This window comes from Nocardia sp. NPDC059228 (assembly GCF_042754245.1).
GTDB lineage: Bacteria > Actinomycetota > Actinomycetes > Mycobacteriales > Mycobacteriaceae > Nocardia.
On sequence record NZ_JBHZAL010000002.1, the window covers coordinates 64,199 to 85,300 of the forward strand.

At 67.4% G+C, this 21,102-nt stretch carries 21 protein-coding genes and 1 tRNA gene; 13 read left to right on the plus strand and 9 right to left on the minus strand.

The annotated features are described in order from the left end of the window. Positions 1–36: 36 nt before the first annotated feature. Positions 37–109 (minus strand) — tRNA-Trp (locus ACFXKA_RS04160). Positions 110–231: 122 nt separating this feature from the next. On the opposite strand from ACFXKA_RS04160, the gene polA reads away from it, so the two are divergent. Next, the gene (polA, locus tag ACFXKA_RS04165; protein WP_379425966.1) at positions 232–2,991 is read left to right on the plus strand and encodes a DNA polymerase I; all 2,760 of its coding nucleotides are present in this window, start codon (positions 232–234) and stop codon (positions 2,989–2,991) included. 573 nt (positions 2,992–3,564) lie between these two features. After that, entirely contained in the window at positions 3,565–3,996 is a 432-nt protein-coding gene (locus ACFXKA_RS04170) for a 2-keto-3-deoxygluconate kinase (protein ID WP_379425967.1), read from the plus strand. Between the two features lie 146 nt (positions 3,997–4,142). On the opposite strand, the gene trxA is transcribed toward ACFXKA_RS04170, so the two are convergent. Together trxA and ACFXKA_RS04180 are read right to left on the minus strand one after the other, a co-directional pair. Next, the gene (gene trxA / locus ACFXKA_RS04175) at positions 4,143–4,508 is read right to left on the minus strand and encodes a thioredoxin (protein WP_120739276.1); all 366 of its coding nucleotides are present in this window, start codon (positions 4,506–4,508) and stop codon (positions 4,143–4,145) included. Positions 4,509–4,589: 81 nt separating this feature from the next. Then, positions 4,590–5,105, minus strand: coding sequence for a 2'-5' RNA ligase family protein (locus tag ACFXKA_RS04180; protein WP_379425969.1), 516 nt, complete (start codon positions 5,103–5,105; stop codon positions 4,590–4,592). Between the two features lie 89 nt (positions 5,106–5,194). On the opposite strand from ACFXKA_RS04180, the gene ACFXKA_RS04185 reads away from it, so the two are divergent. From ACFXKA_RS04185 to ACFXKA_RS04200, 4 genes are all read left to right on the plus strand, one after another. After that, the gene (locus tag ACFXKA_RS04185) at positions 5,195–6,280 is read left to right on the plus strand and encodes an isocitrate/isopropylmalate family dehydrogenase (protein ID WP_354846103.1); all 1,086 of its coding nucleotides are present in this window, start codon (positions 5,195–5,197) and stop codon (positions 6,278–6,280) included. A 153-nt stretch (positions 6,281–6,433) separates the two neighbouring features. Beyond that, positions 6,434–7,342, plus strand: coding sequence for an ABC transporter substrate-binding protein (locus tag ACFXKA_RS04190; RefSeq protein WP_354846105.1), 909 nt, complete (start codon positions 6,434–6,436; stop codon positions 7,340–7,342). A 6-nt stretch (positions 7,343–7,348) separates the two neighbouring features. Beyond that, positions 7,349–8,299 (plus strand): amino acid ABC transporter permease, encoded by a 951-nt coding sequence (locus ACFXKA_RS04195; RefSeq protein WP_379425972.1) that lies wholly within the window; start codon positions 7,349–7,351, stop codon positions 8,297–8,299. 90 nt (positions 8,300–8,389) lie between these two features. Next, positions 8,390–9,142: an amino acid ABC transporter ATP-binding protein gene (locus tag ACFXKA_RS04200; RefSeq protein ID WP_354846231.1), complete on the plus strand. Its 753-nt coding sequence runs from the start codon at positions 8,390–8,392 to the stop codon at positions 9,140–9,142. 74 nt (positions 9,143–9,216) lie between these two features. Here ACFXKA_RS04200 and ACFXKA_RS04205 read toward each other — a convergent pair whose 3' ends face one another. Both ACFXKA_RS04205 and ACFXKA_RS04210 read right to left on the minus strand, forming a co-directional pair. Next, positions 9,217–10,056 carry an alpha/beta fold hydrolase gene (locus ACFXKA_RS04205; protein ID WP_379425974.1) on the minus strand — a complete coding sequence of 280 codons (840 nt, stop codon included), beginning with the start codon at positions 10,054–10,056 and terminating at the stop codon, positions 9,217–9,219. After that, complete coding sequence (locus ACFXKA_RS04210) at positions 10,053–10,484, minus strand: helix-turn-helix domain-containing protein (RefSeq protein ID WP_379425975.1); 432 nt, start codon at positions 10,482–10,484, stop codon at positions 10,053–10,055. Before ACFXKA_RS04210 ends, ACFXKA_RS04205 begins: the two co-directional genes overlap by 4 nt. Positions 10,485–10,628: 144 nt before the next feature. Between ACFXKA_RS04210 and ACFXKA_RS04215 the strand changes: the two genes are divergently transcribed. Further along, complete coding sequence (locus ACFXKA_RS04215) at positions 10,629–11,084, plus strand: DUF4383 domain-containing protein (protein ID WP_379425977.1); 456 nt, start codon at positions 10,629–10,631, stop codon at positions 11,082–11,084. 2 nt (positions 11,085–11,086) lie between these two features. Here the strand turns inward: ACFXKA_RS04215 and ACFXKA_RS04220 are convergent, their stop codons facing one another. Further along, positions 11,087–12,007, minus strand: a complete 921-nt coding sequence (locus tag ACFXKA_RS04220; RefSeq protein WP_379425979.1) for a LysR family transcriptional regulator — start codon at positions 12,005–12,007, stop codon at positions 11,087–11,089. Positions 12,008–12,078: 71 nt separating this feature from the next. Between ACFXKA_RS04220 and ACFXKA_RS04225 the strand changes: the two genes are divergently transcribed. The 3 genes from ACFXKA_RS04225 to ACFXKA_RS04235 all read left to right on the plus strand — a co-directional run bounded on the left by ACFXKA_RS04225 (position 12,079) and on the right by ACFXKA_RS04235 (position 14,608). Continuing rightward, a complete protein-coding gene (locus ACFXKA_RS04225) occupies positions 12,079–13,443 on the plus strand; it encodes an FAD-binding oxidoreductase (protein ID WP_379425981.1) in 1,365 nt (454 codons plus the stop codon). Between the two features lie 128 nt (positions 13,444–13,571). Further along, the gene (locus ACFXKA_RS04230) at positions 13,572–14,450 is read left to right on the plus strand and encodes an SPFH domain-containing protein (protein WP_379425982.1); all 879 of its coding nucleotides are present in this window, start codon (positions 13,572–13,574) and stop codon (positions 14,448–14,450) included. Further along, positions 14,450–14,608 (plus strand): hypothetical protein, encoded by a 159-nt coding sequence (locus ACFXKA_RS04235; protein ID WP_196054659.1) that lies wholly within the window; start codon positions 14,450–14,452, stop codon positions 14,606–14,608. Before ACFXKA_RS04230 ends, ACFXKA_RS04235 begins: the two co-directional genes overlap by 1 nt. Positions 14,609–14,670: 62 nt before the next feature. Here the strand turns inward: ACFXKA_RS04235 and ACFXKA_RS04240 are convergent, their stop codons facing one another. Next, positions 14,671–15,543: a class I SAM-dependent methyltransferase gene (locus ACFXKA_RS04240; protein ID WP_379425984.1), complete on the minus strand. Its 873-nt coding sequence runs from the start codon at positions 15,541–15,543 to the stop codon at positions 14,671–14,673. Between the two features lie 281 nt (positions 15,544–15,824). On the opposite strand from ACFXKA_RS04240, the gene rpsA reads away from it, so the two are divergent. Both rpsA and ACFXKA_RS04250 read left to right on the plus strand, forming a co-directional pair. Continuing rightward, entirely contained in the window at positions 15,825–17,288 is a 1,464-nt protein-coding gene (rpsA, locus tag ACFXKA_RS04245) for a 30S ribosomal protein S1 (RefSeq protein ID WP_040856871.1), read from the plus strand. Between the two features lie 78 nt (positions 17,289–17,366). Further along, positions 17,367–17,999 (plus strand): TetR/AcrR family transcriptional regulator, encoded by a 633-nt coding sequence (locus ACFXKA_RS04250; protein WP_379425985.1) that lies wholly within the window; start codon positions 17,367–17,369, stop codon positions 17,997–17,999. On the opposite strand, the gene ACFXKA_RS04255 is transcribed toward ACFXKA_RS04250, so the two are convergent. After that, positions 17,945–19,021, minus strand: a complete 1,077-nt coding sequence (locus ACFXKA_RS04255) for an MMPL family transporter (protein WP_379425987.1) — start codon at positions 19,019–19,021, stop codon at positions 17,945–17,947. The genes ACFXKA_RS04250 and ACFXKA_RS04255 overlap by 55 nt on opposite strands. A 149-nt stretch (positions 19,022–19,170) precedes the next feature. Here ACFXKA_RS04255 and ACFXKA_RS04260 point away from each other — a divergent pair, with 149 nt between their 5' ends. Then, a complete protein-coding gene (locus ACFXKA_RS04260) occupies positions 19,171–20,694 on the plus strand; it encodes a phospholipase C (RefSeq protein WP_379425988.1) in 1,524 nt (507 codons plus the stop codon). A 168-nt stretch (positions 20,695–20,862) separates the two neighbouring features. Here ACFXKA_RS04260 and ACFXKA_RS04265 read toward each other — a convergent pair whose 3' ends face one another. Then, positions 20,863–21,081, minus strand: coding sequence for a hypothetical protein (locus tag ACFXKA_RS04265; protein ID WP_379425990.1), 219 nt, complete (start codon positions 21,079–21,081; stop codon positions 20,863–20,865). Between the last annotated feature and the right edge of the window lie 21 nt (positions 21,082–21,102).

The following is a 21,102-nucleotide window of genomic DNA, read 5'->3' on the forward strand; positions in this document are numbered from 1 at the left end:
CCGGTCACCTTCCGGTGACCGGCCCGAAGCCTTCTGCAGGGGCGACAGGAATCGAACCTGCAACCTGCCGCTTTGGAGACGGCTGCTCTGCCAATTGAGCTACACCCCTTGGCGAGGGCATACGCTACCAGGTAGCCCGGCCGCGATGAAATCGGTTTTGCTGACCTGCGGCGACGGGCCGGGTATGCCCGCTGCCCACGGATGTCGGAGGGGATACCTAGACTCTGTCGGGTGACCCCTGCCTCTACTGATCAGCGTCCTGGTGTTGTGCCCGCATCTACGTCCGGGGAGCAGCCGACCCTGCTGCTGCTGGATGGGCATTCGCTGGCCTATCGCGCGTTCTACGCGCTGCCGGCGGAGAACTTCAAGACGCAGAGCGGGCAGACCACCAATGCCGTGTACGGGTTCACGGCGATGCTGATCAATCTGCTGCGGGACGAGAAGCCCACGCATGTGGCGGCGGCGTTCGACGTGAGCCGGAAGACCTTCCGGACCGAGGCGTTCCCCGAGTACAAGGCGAACCGGATCAGCACGCCCGACGAGTTCCGGGGCCAGGTGGAGACCACCCAGGAAGTGCTGGGGGCACTGGGGATTCCGGTGATGGCCATCGAGGGATACGAGGCGGACGATCTGATCGCCACCCTCACCACGCAGGCCGTGCCCGAGGGTTTCCGGGTGCTCATCGTCACCGGTGACCGCGATTCGCTGCAGCTGGTCAACGACAACGTCACCGTCCTCTACCCGAAGAAGGGCGTCTCCGAGCTGACCCGGTTCACCCCGGCGGCGGTCGAGGAGAAGTACGGTCTCACCCCGCAGCAGTATCCGGACTTCGCGGCGCTGCGCGGCGACCCGAGCGACAACCTGCCCGGTATCCCGGGCGTGGGGGAGAAGACCGCCGCCAAGTGGGTGCGCGAATACGGTGACCTGGCCACGCTGGTCGACCAGGTGGACAAGGTCAAGGGCAAGGTCGGAGACGCGTTGCGCGCCAACCTGTCCAGCGTCGTGCTCAACCGTCAGCTCACCGAGATGGTGAAGGACGTGCCGCTGCCCTACACCCCGGTGCAGCTGGCCGTGCAGCCGTGGGACCGGGAGAAGATCCACCGCCTGTTCGACGAGCTGGAGTTCCGCGTCCTGCGCGATCGTCTCTTCGACACCCTGGCCCCGGTGGAGCCGGAGGCCGAGGCCGGTTTCGAGATCAGCGGCAGCACCCTCGCGGCCGGTACGGTCGCGGACTGGTTGGCCGAGCACGCCGGAACCGGTGTGCGGCACGGTGTTTCCGTGGTCGGCACCGGTTCGCCGATCAACGGCGACACCCACGCCATCGCGCTGGCCGCCGCCGACGGCGAGGGCGCCTACATCGACGTGCACACCCTCACCCCGGAGGACGAGAAGGCGCTGGGCGCCTGGCTCGCCGACGCCGAGATCCCGAAGGCGTTGCACGAGGCCAAGACCGCCATGCACGCGCTGCGCGGCCGCGGCTGGCAGCTGGGCGGGCTCACCAACGACACCGCGCTGGCCGCCTACCTGATCCTGCCCGGACAGCGCACCTTCAACCTGGAGGACCTGTCGCTGCGCTACCTGAGCCGGGAGTTGCGCGTCGACAATGCCGGCGAGAGCCAGCTGTCGCTGCTCGACGACGAGGAGCAGGTCGACGCCGAGGTCGCCAATGCCCAGATGCTGCGCGCCCGTGCGGTTTCCGATCTCGCCGACGCCTTCGACACCGAACTCGAGCGCATCGAGTCCACCGCCCTGCTGCGCGATATGGAACTCCCGCTGCTGAGCGTGCTGGCCGATCTGGAGGCCGCGGGCATCGCCGTCGACACGGCCCAGCTGGAGGAGCTGCAGCGCGAGTTCGCCGACCGCGTCGCCGAGGCCGCCAACAATGCCTACGGCGTGATCGGCAGGCAGATCAACCTGGGCTCGCCGAAGCAGCTGCAGGTGGTGCTGTTCGACGAGCTCGATATGCCGAAGACCAAGCGCACCAAGACCGGCTACACCACCGACGCCGACGCGCTCGAGGGTCTCTACGAGAAGACCGGGCACTCGTTCCTGCAGCACCTGCTCGAGCACCGCGACGCCACCCGGCTGAAGGTGACCGTGGACGGCCTGCTCAAATCGGTCGCCGACGACGGCCGCATCCACACCACCTTCAATCAGACGGTCGCGGCCACGGGCCGGCTCTCCTCGACCGAGCCCAACCTGCAGAACATCCCGATCCGCACCGATATGGGCCGCCGGATCCGCGACACCTTCGTGGTGGGGACCGGGGCGGGCTCCGGCGGTGTCACCGCCTACGAGTCGCTGATGACCGCCGACTACAGCCAGATCGAAATGCGGATCATGGCCCACCTCTCCAAGGACGAGGGCCTGATCGAGGCCTTCAACTCCGGCGAGGACCTGCACAACTTCGTCGCCTCCAAGGCCTTCGACATCCCCATCTCCGAGGTGGAACCGGAACTGCGCCGCCGTATCAAGGCCATGTCGTACGGCCTGGCCTACGGCCTGTCCGCCTACGGCCTGTCCCAGCAGTTGAAGATCAGCGCCGACGAGGCCAAGGTCCAGATGGACATCTACTTCAACCGTTTCGGCGCCATCCGCGACTATCTGCGCGACGCCGTCGAGCAGGCCCGCAAGATCGGCTACACCGAGACCCTCTTCGGCCGCCGCCGCTATCTGCCGGATCTGGATTCCAGCAACCGGCAGCGTCGCGAGGCCGCCGAGCGGATGGCCCTGAACGCCCCGATCCAGGGCACGGCCGCCGACATCATCAAGGTCGCCATGATCGACACCCAGCAGGCGATCCGGGCGGCCGGGCTGAAGTCCCGGATGCTCTTGCAGATTCACGACGAACTCGTCTTCGAGGTCGCTCCCGGCGAGCGCGAGCAACTGGAATCGCTTGCGCGCGAGCACATGTCCCATGCCATCGAACTCTCGGTGCCGCTCGAGGTCTCGGTGGGCGTGGGCCGCAGCTGGGATTCGGCCGCGCACTAGGTGCAAGCGCGGCCCGGGCCGCTCGGGCGTTCGATACGTGACAACTGATTTCGCTGCGCCATGGGTAACTCGCCGGGTACGTCCAAAATTCGGGTACTGGTCTGACCGCGGGCACGGGTGCGCGACTCCGACGGCACACTGCCGTCCGCTGAAGTTTTCGGGGAGGCGGACCAGCCGTGAGCTGGGCGTGTTCACGTAGTGGATGTCTGCGGGCCCCATGGCGTTTGCTCGCACTCTTCCGCGGGCCGGTGTGGCGCCCGTCGCATATCCGGTGACCTGCGGCGAAGTTACTCATGGGTCGATTGCGAATATGGTTGCCATTGCGAGGATGCCCCCCTATGCTCGACCTCGTGCCGAATCCCGCCTACAGCCGCAGCGCAGCGCTCGAAGTCGCCGACCGCGACCGCGCCGCGCTCATTTCGCTCACCGCGAGTGTGGCTGGCGCGCGCGTACTCGTAGTTCTCCGCCGTAGCGGGGTCTGACTCGGACCGGCCCCTCGCTGCGGCCGAATGAACTTTTCTTGCTGGTCCCCTCTGTCACTTTCTTCGGAAGAAGTCGGGAAGACCTAGTTCAATGACCACCACCATTGATACCGCCACGTTCAACGCCGCTGCCCCCGCGAGTCTGCGGAGCGAGTGCATCGGCCTGACCCCCACCGAGTTCCATGCCCGGTACTGCGCCCCGACGGGCCCGGTCAAGCTCAGCGACTGGACCCCGATCGGCCACCGCGCCGGCACGGCCACCCTGGAAATCGCCGATCACCTGCGCACCGTCGTGGCGACGGGCAGCCCGGTGGCGGCGCTGACCTCGGCTCTCTACGACGAGGGCTACCCGGTGGAGATTCTCGCGTTCCACCAGCGCCGCACCGCGGACGGCATGGCCACCTTCGTCCAGTGCGAGTTCAACGGCCGCCGCGGCTGGGGCGCCGCCCTCGCCGACGATCCGGCCGAATCCACCATCCGCGCCATGATCGCCGGCATCAACCGGCTCGGTTCGCACTTCTGAGCGAAGCAGGAACCCTGCCCCGCTGCTGAGGCAGCGGGGCCGGATTGCGTGAGATGTCTCCTGAAAAGCCGTGAGATGTCTGCTGAAAAGACAAGCGCCGCAACTCCTTCCGGGGTTGCGGCGCTGAGTTCGCGGGGTGCGCGGGCCTACTTCGACTCTTGCTCGGCGATCTGCTTGCGGACCTCGTCCATGTCGAGGGCCTTCACCTGGGTGACCAGGTCCTCGAGGGCGGCCGGGGGCAGCGCGCCGGGCTGGGCGAAGACGAGCACGCCCTCGCGGAAGGCCATGATGGTCGGGATCGAGCGGATATTGGCGGCGGCGGCCAGGCCCTGCTGGTCTTCGGTGTCCACCTTGCCGTGCACCACGTCGGGATGCGTCTCCGACGACTTCTCGAAGGTCGGGGCGAAGCTGCGGCACGGGCCGCACCACGAGGCCCAGAAGTCGACGAGAACGACGTCGTTGCCGGTGACTACCTCGTCGAAGTTCTGCTCGGTCAGGGTCTGGGTGGCCATGGTTTCCTCTCGTATCGATGTCCCCCGGTCCAACACGGGGCCCACTGGTTATCTTCCCTGGGTGATCGGCCGGTCGGTCGTTCAGAGTCGTTCGGTCCCGGAGATGGGCCACTCCTCACGCTGGTCACCGTCCCATCGCCGGATGCCCTCTACGGTAGCCCGGAAGTCCTTGTCCCAGGCCACCGCGTCGAGCGCCGCCTCGAGTTGTCCCCGCCGCAGCCGCCGCGCGAGTGTGACGTGTGGCGTCCAGACGTCCGGGCGCACGTTGGCGGGAATGCCCGGGCACTCCTCGATGACGCGGAACAGCCTGTGCTGCAGGGTGATCAGTGCTGCGGAGGGCACCACGGCCCGGACCAGAATGGGCGTGCGTGCGCCGAACACCAGCAGTCCGCCCAGCCGGATGGGGAAGGGCCGAAACTCCTGGCGCGCCAAGACTTTATCGAGTCGCGGCCAGATCTCGGAGGCGACCGCGACGCTGATGTGCGGCCGGTGCTCGGGCCCGGGCGCGTGCAATCCGATTTCGCGCAGCAGCGCCCACTGCCGCCGCACCTCGGCCTCGGCCGTCACGTCGAGCACCAGTTCCACCGATTGCACCATGGTGTCCCGAACCTACGCCGAGATCTCGAAACATGCGCGGCCGTGTGCCGGAGCGTCACCGGCGCGGGGGTTGCGCGAGGATGGCTCCCATGAGCGACAGCGACACTCGAGTACGCCTGGGCCTGTTGGAGGGCGACGGCATCGGCCCGGAAATCGTGCGCGCCACCCGGGATGTGGTCGACGACGCCTTCCTGGCCACGGGTCTGCCGCCGGTGGAATGGGTGACGCTGCCGCTGGGACACGCGGCGATCGAGCAGTACGGCAACCCGGTACCCGCGCAGACCCTCGACGGGCTGGCCGAACTGGATGCCTGGATCATGGGCCCGCACGACAGCGCCTCCTACGCGCCCGAACACCGCACCGGCCTGCCGCCGGCGGGCGCGGTGCGGAAACGCTTCGGGCTCTACGCCAATATCCGCCCGGCCCGCACCCTCGAGGGCGTGCGCTCGGTCGCCCCGGACATGGATCTGCTGATTCTGCGCGAGAACACCGAGGGCCTCTACGCCGACCGCAATATGGCCGCCGGCTCCGGCGAATTCCAGCCGTCGCCGGATGTGGCGCTGGCCGTCGGCGTGTTCACCCGCCCGGCGATCGAGCGCATCGCGCACCTGAGTTTCGAGATCGCGGGTGAGCGCTCCAAGAAGGTGACCATCGTGCACAAGGCGAACGTGCTGCCCATGACCATGGGCATGTTCCGCGACGTCTGCTACGAGGTGGCTGCGCAGTATCCCGACATCGAGGTCGGCGACGAGCACGTCGACGCGGCGGCCGCGCATCTGGTCCGCGCGCCCCAGGACTACGACGTGATCGTCACCGAAAACCTCTTCGGCGACATCCTTTCCGATCTGGCGGGGGAGTTGAGCGGTTCGCTCGGCATGGCGGCGTCGGTGAACTGTTCGGACACGCAGATCATGGCGCAGGCCGTGCACGGCGCGGCCCCCACGCTGGCCGGGCACAATCGCGCGAATCCGGTGGCGCTGTTCAACTCCGCCGCGGGCATGTTGCGGTGGATGAGCCGGACCCCGCGCTACAGCGCCCTGCGGCGGGTGGGCGACCGGGTGGAACACGCGGTTGCGGAGACGTTGCGAGCCGGTGTTGCGACGTCCGATTTGGGTGGGCTAGCCTCTACCTCCGAATTCACCGAGCAGGTGCGCGCCCGGCTGCACCGCTGGTGAGCGCGCACTTCCGGGACCGGGCGTGTTCGGCCACGCGATGGCGTGTCGCCGATTAATGTTCGGTTACCGACCGACACGGACGGTGTCACTCGCTTACATTTCAAACGGCGGGCGACGCCCGGATGTCGCGCACCCGAACTGTGGAGGACTGCTGTGTCTGTTCGTAACTCTCTTCGCGGGCGTGTCCTGCGGGCCGCCGTCGTCGTCGCCGGCGGCGCCCTCGCACTGACCGCGTGTACCAGCAATTCCGAGTCCAGCGGCCCCGAGGTGGCCAAGGTCGAGGTGACCAAGGTCGACACCATCGCCGCCAAGGTGCCCGCCGACATCAAGTCCTCCGGCAAGCTGACCGTCGGTGTGAACGTGCCCTACCAGCCCAACGAGTACCGGGATCCGAGCAGCGGCAAGATCGTCGGCTTCGACGTCGACCTGATGGACGCGGTCGCCAAGGTGCTGGGCCTGTCGGCCGACTACAAGGAAGCCGACTTCGAGAAGATCATCCCCTCCATCGAGGCGGGCACCTTCAATCTCGGCATGTCCTCCTTCACCGACAACAAGGAGCGCGAGGCCACCGCCGACTTCGTCGACTACTTCTCCGCGGGCAGCCAGTGGGCCCAGCAGAAGGGCAAGCCGGTCGACCCGAACAATGCCTGCGGCAAGCGAGTCGCGGTGCAGCGCACCACCGTTCAGGACACCGACGAGATCCCGGCCAAGTCCAAGGCCTGCACCGATGCGGGCAAGCCGGAGATCCAGAAGGTCGCCTACGACGAGCAGTCCGCCGCCGCCAACGCGCTGGTGCAGGGTCAGGTCGACGCCATGTCCGCCGACTCCCCGGTGACCGCGTACGCCATCAAGCAGGCCAGCGACAAGATCGAGGCGGCCGGCAAGATCTTCGACTCCGCGCCCTACGGCTGGCCGGTCAAGAAGAGCTCGCCGCTCGCGCCGGTGCTGCAGGAGGCCGTGCAGTACCTGATGGACAACGGGCAGTACAAGAAGATCGCCGAGAACTGGGGTGTCCAGGAGGGCGCGATCACCAAGTCGGGCATCAACGGGGCGACGAGCTGAAGAACGATGTCGCAGGACGAGACCAATTCCGCAGCCTCGGCTGCGTCGGCGGTCGCGAGCACCGAGCCCGAGCCGATCAAAGCGATTCCGCTGCGACGGCCGGGCCGGTGGATCGCCGCCGGGATCATTCTGATTGCCCTGGCCCTGTTCGTGTGGGGTGCCAAGACCAACGAGGCGTACCACTGGGACACCTACTTCAAGTACCTGGGTGACAAGCGAATCGCCAAGGGCGCGTTGGTCACTCTGGAACTGACCGTGCTGGCCATGGTGATCGGTGTGGTGCTGGGCGTGTTGCTGGCGGTCATGCGGCTGTCTCCCAATCCGGTGCTGCGCTCGGTGGCGTGGGCGTATCTGTGGATCTTCCGCGGTACGCCGGTCTATGTGCAGCTGGTGTTCTGGGGTCTGTTCCCGTCGCTGTACAAGACCGTGACCGTGGGTGTGCCGTTCGGGCCGTCGCTGACGCACTTCGATGTGCAGCACTGGTCCGCGCCGTTCTTCTTCGCCATGATCGGCCTGGGTCTCAACGAGGCGGCCTATATGGCCGAAATCGTGCGCGCCGGGATCAATTCCGTGGGCGAGGGGCAGCGCGAGGCGTCGGTGGCGCTGGGCATGTCCTGGTCGCAGACCATGACCCGCACGGTGCTGCCGCAGGCCATGCGGGTGATCATCCCGCCCACCGGCAACGAGCTGATTTCCATGCTGAAGACCACCTCGCTGGTGACGGCCATCCCGCTCACCACCGACCTCTACGGCCGGGCCCGCGACATCTACAGCATCAACTTCCAGCCGATTCCGCTGCTGCTGGTGGCCGCCACGTGGTACCTGCTCATCACGAGCGTGCTCATGATCGGCCAGTACTACCTGGAGCGGTACTACTCGCGGGGTTCGTCTCGGCAGTTGACGGCAAAGCAGTTGCGCGCCTTGGCTCAGGCGCAGGTCGCCGGCGGAACGGGATAGGGGAACGCTGATATGTCCGAGGACTCGATGTCGTTCTCCAAGGATCCGATTCCGCTCGTCGAGGACGCGCTGGCGCCTTCGAGCGTGCCGATGGTGCGCGCCGACCGGGTCGCCAAGAACTTCGGTGCACTGAAGGTGCTCAAGGGCATCACGCTGGAGGTGAAGCGCGGCGAGGTGCTCTGCCTGATCGGTCCCTCCGGCTCCGGCAAGTCCACCTTCCTGCGCTGCATCAACCATCTCGAGCAGATCAATGCCGGACGGCTCTATGTGGACGGCGATCTGGTCGGCTACCGCGAGAAGAACGGCAAGCTCTACGAGCTGCACCCGCGCGATGCCGCCAAGCAGCGCCGCGACATCGGCATGGTCTTCCAGCACTTCAACCTGTTCCCGCACCGCACGGCGCTGGAGAACATCATCGAAGCGCCGACCCGGGTCAAGAAGCTCAAGCGGCCCGCCGCGGTCGCCCGGGCCCGGGAGCTGCTGGACCGGGTCGGGTTGGCGGACAAGGCCGATGCCTACCCCGCCCAGCTCTCCGGCGGTCAGCAGCAGCGCGTGGCCATCGCGCGTGCCCTGGCCATGGACCCCAAGCTCATGCTCTTCGACGAGCCCACCTCGGCGCTGGACCCTGAGCTCGTGGGCGAGGTCCTCGGCGTCATGCGAGAACTCGCGGCATCCGGCATGACCATGATCGTGGTGACCCATGAAATGGGCTTCGCCCGTGAGGTGGCCGATCAGCTGGTCTTCATGGACGGCGGTGTCGTCGTCGAAGCGGGCAACCCGCGTGAGGTGCTCGCCAACCCCCAGCACGACCGGACCAAGGCGTTCCTGTCGCGCATTCTGTAGGCGCACAACACGATCGGGGAGCTGTCCCGCCGGAGTTCACCCGAATTCCGCGCGGTGACAGCTCCCCGATGGCGTTATTTCCGAAGGAACTCCTCGATGGGGGCGGTCTGGCCGAGGATCGCGTGGCCGACGCCGGGGAGGACCAGGGTGGTCGCGTCCGGGATGGATTGCGTTGCGCGGCGCGCGGTGTCGGCCGACTTGAACATGGCGTCGTCTTCGCCGACGATCACCAGGACCGGCATCGTGAGGCTGCGCAGCTGGTCGTCGGTGAAGATCGGCAGCTTGCCCGTGCGCGGAGTGAAGTGCGTGAACGTGAGGGTCACGTCGTCCAGGATCTCCGCGTGGTCGGTCAGGTTCAGGCCGGTGACAATGGCCGCGGAGCGGCGCAGGTCGTGCTTGCTGAACAGGTGGTCGACCAGGTTCTTGAAGATCCAGCCGAAGCGCTGCTTGCCGATGCCGCCGGGGCACAGCAGGGCCAGCCTCGTGACGCGGTCGGGCCGGCGGACGGCATAGTCCAGCGCGATCCAGCCGCCCAGTGACATGCCGACGAAGCTCGCGGACGAAAGCTCAAGGCCCGCAAGGACATCGTCGAGCCACTGGGCGAGCGCCTCGGAGCCGAGGGCCGGCCGCGATTCGGCGCTGCCGCCGGGTTCGCCGGGCAGGTCGACCGCGTAGACCCGGAATTCCCGGGACCAGGAGGCGATATCGGCGCGCCAGGCGGAGTTGTTGGAGCCGGAGCCGTGCAGCAGGATCACCGGCGGGGCGTCCTGCGGGCCGGACGCGAGCACGAACGTATCGCCCTCGCGGGTCGCCAGGTGCAGCTGCTCGGCGGGAACCGGCCACTGCCGCAAGATGTCCCGGTAGCGAGCCTGGATGGCGGCGCGGCCGGCCTCGGATTTGTAGATCGCGTTCACGACGCGAGGACTCCTTCCATGTATTCGAGCAGCCGGGCGGTATCGCCCAGGCCGCCGACGAGAATGACCTTCAGGCGGGCGCGTTCGCGGTCGTGGAAGGTCTGGATCCGCAGGGGCTGCCCGTCCGGTCCCCGGGTCGCCGCCGCGCCGGTCAGCAGGGTGCTGACCCGGTCGGCGGTGCCGGGATCCACGGCGTCGACCTCGATGATGGTCGACGCTTCCGAATGCCGGTGCCGGGCAACCGATTCGCGCGGGCTGCGGGGCTCGGGCAGGCCGGTGAAGGCCGCGAGATCGGTGGCCGCGATGCGGTACTGCTTGCCGATGCGGGTGGCGGGTAGCTTCCCGTCGCGCACGTAGCCGCGGACGGTGCGGACGTGCAGGCCGAGGCGCTCGGCTACCTCGTCGACGGAGTACAGACGATCTGTCACGAAAACTACCTTAAACATCCCTATCTTCGATCGCAATGGGGAGGTTTAGGTAACTATGTGAGGAGACTTACGGTGGCCGCCAAATTAAACTACATTGTGTAGTAGATATTCGGTCGCACGGTGGGAGGCGGCGACGTGGGGTTCATGGCGGCAGCGGAGCATCCGGTCGAATCGGCGCGGTGGAGTTTCCTGCAATGGGCGGTCCTGGTGGTCGGAGCCGTCCACATCGTCTGGGCGATCGCGGGCTGGGTCGCCGAACCCAGCTTCGCCATGGGCGAGCACGCCCCGGCCACACCGGTGCTCGGCATGGACTACAACGGCTGGCACGGGCTCGCGGGACTGCTGCTGTTCACGCCCGCGCTGGTGGCCGCGCTGCGCAAGCGCTGGGCCGCCTGGTATTGCGTGATCGCCGCTGTCGGAGGCGGATTCGTGGTCGGCGTCTGGGCGCTGTTCGCGCACAGTGTGCTGATGTTCAGCTTCCCGAATTACCGCAGCGACGCCGTCGAGCACATCGTGACCGGTGTGGTGCTGCTGGTGCTGGTCGGTGTCCAGGCGATCCGGGACGGCGGCCTGCGGGCGGTGTTCGCGGCCGGGACGTGACGCTAGGGCTCGACGAGCATCGGCGCCGGATCCTTCCAGCGCGCCAACGCGATGCGGAGCTGTCCGAGTAGGACTTTCGCGGCCGGGCTCAGCGGCCGCTCGGTACTCCAGGCCAGGACCAGGCGGCCCCGCATCTCCGGATCGATCTCCAGGGTGCGCACCCCCGATTGGGCCGCCTCGTCAGCGGGGACGCGCGGGATGACGGCCACACCCAGCTCGTGCGCGGCCAGCCGGATGAGCAGTGGGGGAGCGGCGGCTTCGAACGCCACATCGGGGACGAGATCTGCTGCGGCGCAGGCATTGTCGAGCAGACCGCGCAGACCGGTGCCGCTCGGCAGGCAAATCAGGGGATGGGTGCACAGCTCGGCCAGCGTGATTCGTTCGCCGAAGCCCTCGGCCCCGGTCGCTACCGCCGCGACAATGGCGCTGTCGTAGACGGTTTCGGTGCCGATGCCCGGATCCAGGTCGCCGGAAACGCTGAGTACCCCGATATCCAGGTCACCACGGCGGACCGCTGCGTGCATGGATTCGGAGGTGTCCTCGGTCAGGGAGATGCCGATCTGCGGGTGGTCGCGATGGAAGTCGGCCAGCACCTGGGCGATGTCGATCTCCTCGCCCGCCGCGCCGGAGATCAGCCCGACCCGCACGTGCCCCCGCAGCAGACCGGTGAATTCGTCCACCGTGTGGGTGATGCGCTCGACCTGATCCAGGGCCGCCCGGGCCAGTGGCAGCACCGCCTCGCCGACCGGGGTGAGCGTGACCGAGCGGCTGGAACGGTCCAGCAGCGGTTGTCCCAGTTCGCGTTCCAGCTGCCGGATCTGCGCACTGAGCCCCGGCTGCGCCAGGTGCAGACGGGCCGCCGCCCGGGTGAAGTTGGCCTCCTCGGCGACCGTCACGAAGTACCGCAGCTGACGAAGTTCCATAACTGTTGATTCTAGCTACGAGAAAAACTATCTGTTGGAGTTCTTGATCGGAGCCGAGCAGAGTTGGTGACATGACGAAGACAGCGATCACCGAACTGCCCGCCACCACCGGCCCCGTCTTCCAGCCCGACGACTCCGGCTACGACGCCGAGATCGCCGGATTCCAAACCGCTTACACCCACCGTCCCGCCGTGGTCGTGGGTGCGGCCCACGCCGAGGACGTCCGCGCCGCCGTGGAATACGCGGCGCGCCACGGCCTTCCGGTCGCCGTGCAGAACACCGGCCACGGCCTGTCGGTCGCCACCGACGGCGGCGTGCTCATCACCACCCGCCGCATGACCGACATCCGCATCGACGCCGACGCCCGGACCGCCCGGGTGGCGGCGGGCGTCCAGGCCGGAGCCCTGATCGAGGCGGCCGCCGCGCACGGCCTCGCGCCGCTGAACGGCTCCTCGCTCTCGGTCGGCGTGGTCGGCTATACCCTGGGCGGCGGCATCGGCATCCTGGCCCGCGAATTCGGTTATGCCGCAGAGCATGTGCGCGGCATCGAGATCGTCACCGCCGACGGCCGGCTGCGCCGGCTGGAGCCCGGCGACGAGCTGTTCGGCGCGGTGCTCGGCACCGGCGGCAACTTCGGGGTGGTCACCGCACTGGAGCTGGCGCTGCTGCCGATCACCACCGTGTACGGCGGCCAGCTGCAATTCGACACCCCGCTGGTCGCACCCGCACTGGAAGCGTGGCGACTGTGGACCCGGGACGTGCCCGAGCAGATGACCTCGGCCATCACCATGATGACCTTCCCCGATATTCCGGCATTCCCGCCGCACCTGCGCGGCCGGTACGTCGCGACCATCAATATCGCGTTCACCGGTTCCGCCGAAGAGGGCGAGCGCCTGGTCGCCCCGCTGCGCGCGGTCGGCGCGCGGATGGCCGACGACCTGCGGGCCATGCCGTACACGGAAAGCCATGCCATCTACCGGGATCCGGAACACCCGCACGCCTACCTGGCCACCAACGCGCTGCTGTCCGACCTGCCCGCGGACGCCACCGACGCCTTCCTGGAGGCCGCCGGCCCCGAGTCGCCGGTGCCGGTGATCGCCGGTCTGCGCCACCTGGGCGGCGCGCTGGGCCGCCCGGGGCCGAACGGCATCGCCATGGACCACCGCGACGCCGAGTACATCGCCCGCGTTCTGACCATGCCGAACCCGGACAACGCGGACCAGATCGACGACCGGCTGTCGCTCACGCTGAAAACCCTTCAGCCTTGGACGCTGGGCCAGAACCTGAACTTCCTCTACGGCGGCGGCGATCGGGCCGATGAGGAGCAGACCCGGGCGGGATACAGCGCCGCCACCTACGACCGGCTGGCGGGTCTGAAGGCGAAGTACGACCCGGCAAACCTGTTCCGCAACAACCGCAATATTCGTCCACACTGACCGCGTCGGATCCACTCCCGCTCGTCCCGTCGCACCTGTCCGTGGCGGGGCGAGCCGCATTTCCGGGCTTGGCTCAGGCTCCCCTCCGCGCTATCGTCGTGATATCATTTCGATACTAGGAGAGTGTCATGGAGTTGCGTCGAGCCTTCCGGCTGAACGGATTCCTCATGCTGGGGGTTCTGATACTGCTGATCATCGCGATCGCCGTCGAGGCGCACACGCTGAACACCAGGGGCGGCGATGGCGGTTCGTCGGCCGTCCTGGGCGTGGCGCTGGCCGTCACGCTCCTGGCCGCGGTGCTGGCGGCGAGCGGGTTCATCGTGGTGAATCCCAACCAGGCCAAGGTGATCCAGTTCTTCGGCCAGTACATCGGCTCGGTCAGCGAATCCGGTTTCCACTGGGTCATCCCGCTGTCCAGCCGCCGCGGCATCTCGCTGCGGGTCCGGAACTTCGAGACGCAGAAGCTGAAGGTCAACGATCTGGACGGCAACCCGGTCGAGATCGCGGCCGTGGTCGTGTACCAGGTGGTCGACAGCTACAAGGCCGCCTTCGCCGTCGACGACTACGAGGACTTCGTCCGCACCCAGTCCGAGACCGCGGTCCGGCACCTGGCCACCACCCACCCGTACCAGTCCGACGACGCGAACACCGCCAGCCTGCGCGACGGGTCCGAGGTGGCCGGCGAGCTGACCACCGAACTGCGCGCCCGCACCGAACTGGCCGGCATCGAGATCATCGAGGCCCGCATCACCCACCTCGCCTACGCGCCGGAGATCGCCCAGGCCATGCTGGTCCGCCAGCAGGCCGCCCAGGTGGTCGCCGCCCGCAGCCGCATCGTCGAGGGTGCGGTCGGTATGGTCGGCATGGCCCTGGACCGACTGGCCGACCAGGGCGTGGTCGAACTCGATGAGGAGCGCAAGGCGGCAATGGTGTCCAACCTGCTGGTGGTCCTGTGCGGCGACCGCTCCGCCGCACCCGTCGTCAACGCCGGAACCCTCTACTCCTGATGGTCAAGCGCGAGCCGAAAAAGGTGCTGCTCCGGCTCGATCCGGCGGTCCACGAAGCCATCGCCAAGTGGGCCGCCGACGATCTCCGCAGCATCAACGCCCAAATCGAATTCGCGCTGCGCCTCGCCCTGAAACAGGTTGGGCGCGAACCGAAATAGTTACGACACCACGTTCGAACCGTCGACAAGACAGCCCCCGCCGAGCGGGACCGGCTGCGCCCTCAGTGCGGCTTCTCGGTGACGAAAATGGCTGTGCCGGGGAAGATTTCGCCGCGGAGGGGGCTCCACTGGCCCCACTCGCGGTCGAGCCACTCGGGCCAGTCGGGTTCGATGATGTCGGTGAGGATCAGGCCGGCGGCGACGATTTCGCGGACGCGGTCGCCGATGGTGCGGTGGTGTTCGACGTAGGTGGGTTCGCCGTCGGAGTCGAGTTCGACGTACGGGGTGCGGTCGAAATAGGGGATGGTGGCGCGCAGTCCCTCGGGGCCCGGGTCGTCGGGGAAGATCCAGCGCATGGGGTGGTTCACCGAGAAGACCCAGCGGCCACCCGGTTTCAGGACACGGTGGACCTCCCGCATCACCCGAGCGGAGTCCGCGACGAAGGGCACCGCGCCGAAAGCGGAGCAGGCCAGATCGAAGGACTCGTCGGCGAAGGGCAATTCCTCGGCGCCCGCCTGGATGAGCGGGACCCGGGGGCCGCCCGCGGCCATGGCGGCGAGACCGCGGTCGAGCATGGCGCGGGAGATGTCCAGCCCGACCGGGAGCGCGCCGTGCGAGGCGAGCCAGCGCGAGCAGGGGGCCGACCCGCAGCCGATCTCCAGGATCCGCTTGCCGACGATGTCCCCGAGCAGGTGCCAGTCACCCTCGTGCAATCCCTCCGGGCACCACACGAATTCGCCGGCGGGGGAGTCCACGCCGAGGAAGTCGGCATGGGTCTCGTGGTAGGCCGCGGCGTCGGCGTCCCACCACTTGCGGCTGGCGCGCTGACTGGATTGCGAGTCGACCTTGGTCCGGGTCACTCCCACCGTCCCGAGCAGGGTGTTGGCTTCGGCGTGCCGGGCATCGTCGGTGGTGACGGAGTGATCTTCGGACATGGGCTCACCCTATCGACCCGCGCGCCGGGACCCATGTTTGCTTGGTACAACACCTGTCGCGTACGCTGTTTTCCGCGAGTGTCTTCTGTACCCGGTTTCTCGAGACCGCGTAGAGCAGATAATCGTGCTGTGAGTCCGCATGCTTTTCAGGGCAGCGTTGTGCAGCGTCGCAGCGGTGTGCTGTGCATGACCAACGTTAGTTCCAACGCCTGCTGTTCGCAGCAATACCGAAAGTCCACATGTCCACTACCGACCACAATCCGTCCGGAGCCTCCCAACACATGCCCACCACTGTCACCTCGCCGCAGGTTGCCGTCAACGACATCGGCACTGCCGAGGACTTCCTCGCCGCCATCGACAAGACCATCAAGTACTTCAACGACGGCGACATCGTCGAAGGAACCATCGTCAAGGTCGATCGCGATGAGGTCCTTCTCGACATCGGTTACAAGACCGAAGGCGTGATCCCGTCTCGCGAACTGTCCATCAAGCACGATGTCGACCCGGCCGAGGTCGTTTCCGTGGGCGATGAGGTCGAGGCCCTCGTTCTCACCAAGGAGGACAAGGAAGGCCGCCTGATCCTGTCGAAGAAGCGCGCTCAGTACGAGCGGGCCTGGGGCACGATCGAGGAGCTCAAGGAGAAGGACGAGGCCGTCAAGGGCACCGTCATCGAGGTCGTCAAGGGCGGCCTGATCCTGGACATCGGTCTGCGCGGCTTCCTCCCGGCATCGCTGGTCGAGATGCGTCGCGTGCGCGACCTCCAGCCGTACGTCGGCAAGGAGATCGAGGCCAAGATCATCGAGCTCGACAAGAACCGCAACAACGTGGTTCTGTCGCGTCGCGCCTGGCTCGAGCAGACCCAGTCCGAGGTCCGCAGCGAGTTCCTGCACCAGCTGCAGAAGGGCCAGGTCCGCAAGGGTGTGGTCTCCTCCATCGTCAACTTCGGTGCCTTCGTGGACCTGGGTGGCGTGGACGGTCTGGTGCACGTCTCCGAGCTGTCCTGGAAGCACATCGACCACCCGTCCGAGGTTGTCGAGGTCGGCAACGAGGTCACCGTCGAGGTTCTCGACGTCGACCTGGACCGCGAGCGTGTCTCCCTGTCGCTCAAGGCGACCCAGGAAGACCCGTGGCGTCAGTTCGCCCGCACCCACGCGATCGGCCAGATCGTGCCGGGCAAGGTCACCAAGCTGGTTCCGTTCGGTGCGTTCGTGCGCGTCGAAGAGGGCATCGAGGGCCTGGTGCACATCTCCGAGCTGGCCGAGCGCCACGTCGAGGTCCCGGACCAGGTTGTGGCCGTCGGCGACGACGCCATGGTCAAGGTCATCGACATCGACCTCGAGCGTCGCCGGATCTCGCTGTCGCTGAAGCAGGCCAACGAGGACTACACCGCCGAGTTCGACCCGTCGAAGTACGGCATGGCCGACAGCTACGACGACCAGGGCAACTACATCTTCCCCGAGGGCTTCGACTCCGAGACCAACGAATGGCTCGAGGGCTTCGAGAAGCAGCGTGAGGAGTGGGAGACCCGGTACGCCGAGGCCGAGCGTCGCCACAAGATGCACACCGCTCAGATGGAGAAGATGGCCGCCGATGCCGCCGCCGAGGCTGCCAACGGTGGTCCGTCGAACTACTCCTCGGAGTCGGGTTCGCAGGCTGCGGCTTCGTCCTCCGAGCCGGCCGGTGGCTCGCTCGCGAGCGATGCCCAGCTGGCCGCGCTGCGTGAGAAGCTGTCGGGCAACGCCTGATTCGCTGACACGCGATAAGCGATAGTCGAAGGTCCCCGAGCCGATGGCTCGGGGACCTTCGCTATTCTCGGAAGTAACATGTCCGAATCCGCCATTGAGTCGACCCTGTCGCTCTGGGAGCGCCGCAAGATCGAGGCCATGGGCCGTATCCAGCGGGTAGCGCTGGAGCTGTTCGACGAGCACGGCTATCGGGAGGTCACCGTCGAGCGGGTGGCGGGTGCCGCGGGTGTGTCACCGAGTTCGATCTACCGGTATTTCGGGACCAAGGAGAATCTGGTCCTCTACGACGAGACCGATCCGGAGCTCCTGGAAATCGTGCGGACGGTCGGCGGCGGCGAAACCCTGGCTCCCCTCGACCTTTTGGCGGCCGCGCGGCCGCTCATCCCCGTACTCATCGACGAGATCGTGACCGATGAGGTCGAGTACCGGACGCGGCTGCGCATGGGCTATGTCCGGACCATTCCCGAGGTGAAACTCGGGCAGGCGCAGCAGATGCGGGAGCTCGAGGACCAGTTCCGGATCCTGCTCGCCGACCGTACCGGCCGCGACCGCAACGATGTGCAGATGCGGCTGGCCGCCGCGATCGCCATCTGGGGTTCCATGGCGGCGCTGGACCATTGGGCCGGAACGGGTTTCGCCGCGCGGCTGCGTGAGGTCTACCGCGAAGTCGTCGAATCCATCGTGGTCGCGCTGGAGGCCATGTTCCGCTGACGGCGCGAAGTCGGCAGCCACCAGTTCCAGCGGCCAAGCAGCCGCATGCAGGCCGGGACCAGGATCAGGCCGACGACCACCGCGTCGATAGCGACCGCGACCGCCAGGGCGAAGCCGATCTCCTTCAACTCCATGACATCCGCGCTCAGGAAACTGGCGAACACCGCGACCATGATGGCGGCCGCCGCGGTGATGGACCGGGCGGTCCGCTGCAGGTCCTCGGCGACGGCGGTGGCATTGTCGGGGGTGCGCTCCCAGGCCTCCCTCATACGCCGGATGAGGAAAACCTCGTAGTCCATGGACAATCCGAACAGGACGGCGAAGACCAGCATGGGCAGGAAGACCTGGAGGAAGCCGGCGCTGTGGAAACCCAGTACGGCTTGGCCGACACCGTGCAGGAAGACGGTGACCGTAATGCCCAGGGCCGCACCGGTGGCCAGCAGATTCAGCAGGATCGCCTCGAGTGCCGGCACGATCGAGCGGAAGGTCACCGTCAGGAAGACCAGCGAGGCGGTCAGGACCAGGGCGATGACCCAGGGGAAGCCACGTGAGATCAGCTGCGACACATCGGTGAACATCGCCGGCGTTCCACCCACCAGGACCTCGGCCGACTCGACAGTCGCTGCGCGAGAACGGATATCGGCGGTGAGCGTGCCGGCCGTCGTCGAGTCGAAGGCGTCCCTGGGGACGATGGTCGCCAGGCAGCGGCCATCGGCTTGCTGGGGGAGCACGGTGGCCACCCGGGGATCCCGGGCCAGATCGGTCACCAGGCGCAGCACCTCGGTGCGGCCGTCGGCCGACAGCGCGGTGTCACCGGGTCCGGCGGCGACGACCTGGATGGGGGAGAGCAGGCCGGGGCCGAAGTCGTTCTGTACCAGGCGAGTCGCCTGCCCGGTGGGCCGATCGCCCAGCGAGTTCAGGCCCAAGTCGATGCCGTAGCGGATACCCGCGATCGGCAGTGCCGCCCCGACCAGCAGCGCCATTCCGAGCAGGCCGAAGCCCGGCAATGAGGTGCAAGTCACTGTCAGAAATCCACGACTGGACCTACTACGGTTACGAATGGTTCGCTGAGCCGTCACTAATCGAAGGTTGGATGCGAACTGGACGGCCGACCGGGTAGGTTCGCCGCGTTCAATTCCTTTCACTCCTAGCGGGAAGGCACTACCGGAGTATGGGCGTGTTCGCCGGAATCAACAGGCGCGACTTTCTGGCGAAAGCCATGGCCACGGGCGGTGCGGCCTCGCTCGCCGCACTGGCCGGACCGATTATCGAGCGGGCCTACGCCGCGGATCCGGCCGGCATGGGCGGGCTCGGCGACATCGAGCACATCGTGCTGCTCATGCAGGAGAACCGGTCCTTCGACCACTACTTCGGCGCCATGTCCGGTGTGCGCGGCTTCGACGACCCGTCTCCGGCCTGGAACCAGTACGGGTACGCGCCCGGCGTCGGCCCGACCCCGGACGGCTTCCTCAACCCCTTCCGCCTCGACACCACCCGCGGCGCGACCCTCGACGGTGAGTGCATCAACGACCCGGACCACAGCTGGCCGGCCATGCACAAGGCGTGGAACAACGGCCGCAACGACGGCTGGATGCCCATGTCCATCGCCTCCGTCGGCGCCGGAAACGGCCCTGCCGCAATGGGTTACTACACCCAGGACGACATCCCGGTGCACTGGGACCTGGCCAATGCCTTCACCCTGTGCGATAACTACCACTGCTCGGTGCTCGGACCGACCGACCCCAACCGCCTGTACTGGGTCTCGGCGACCATCGATCCGGACGGCCTCAATGGCGGACCGCTGCTCGAGACCCCGACGCTGATTCCGCAGAACGCCTACAGCTGGCGCACCATGCCGGAGAACCTCTCCGAGGCGGGCGTCAGCTGGAAGATCTACAACAACCGCGACATCGGCCCGCTGTCCTCGGTGCTGCTGGACGGCATGATGGGCTGCTTCAAGCAGGCCGCCGACCCGAATTCCGAACTGGCGCGGCGCGGTAAGGCCCCGGAGTACCCGAAGGACTTCGCCGCCGACGTGGCCGCCGGTACCCTCCCCTCGGTCTCCTGGGTGATCCCGCCGCTGCTGAACTGCGAACACCCTGCGCTGCCACCGGCTTTCGGTGCGGTCGGGATCATGCAGGTGCTCGACATCCTGACCTCCAACCCGGCGGTGTGGGAGAAGACCGCGCTCATCGTGTCCTATGACGAGAACGGCGGCTTCTTCGACCACGTGACCCCGCCGACCGCGCCCGCCGGCACGCCGGGTGAGTTCGTCACGGTGCCGACGGACAAGAAGTTCGAGGGCATCACCGGTCCGATCGGCCTCGGCTACCGCGTGCCGTGCTTTGTGATCTCGCCCTACAGCCGCGGCGGCCTGGTGGCCTCGGAGACCTTCGATCACACCTCGCAGCTGCGCCTGATCGAGCGCCGCTTCGGGGTCGACGTGCCCAACCTGACCGCGTGGCGGCGGAGCGTGACCGGCGATATGACCTCGGCCTTCGACTTCGCCTCGGCCCCGGACGCCACGAAACCCGCGTTCGCTCCGGCGAATCGGAAGGTCGACGCCGCCGTGGCGCAGTGCGGGCCGAACATCGCCCTGGGCACCGCGACCGTCGGCACGCCCTATCCGGTGCCGCCGAACTCCATGCCCAAGCAGGACCCCGGCACACGGCGTCGGCCCAGCGGAATCGTGTAAGAGTTCCGGTGCCGCCGGGTGAGCGGTCCGGCGGCACCGGGTGGCCCGCGCACAACGGCACCGTGCGACACGCACGCAAAAGAGTGGCTCGGTCCGAATCGGACCGGGCCACTGTGTGTTTCGGGGGAGCGGATCAACTCGGTCGGCGGATCGGCCGGCCGCGCCGGATCAGCCGGCGGTGGCGGGTACCCAGCGCCGCACGACGCGAGTCTCGGGCGACCGTTTTCGCTGGGCCGCGACGCTGTGCCGGGCCGGGTTGAGCAGTGTGCTCAGCCAGGAGCGACGGTGCTCGACGAGAGCGGCTGCGATGGCGGGGATCTCGATGCAATGCACGGTGCCCGCCAGGCCCAGACGGTGGCGACCCGTCCGGAGTTTTTTGGTGCCCACTGATGTTCCTTCTCTTGCGTG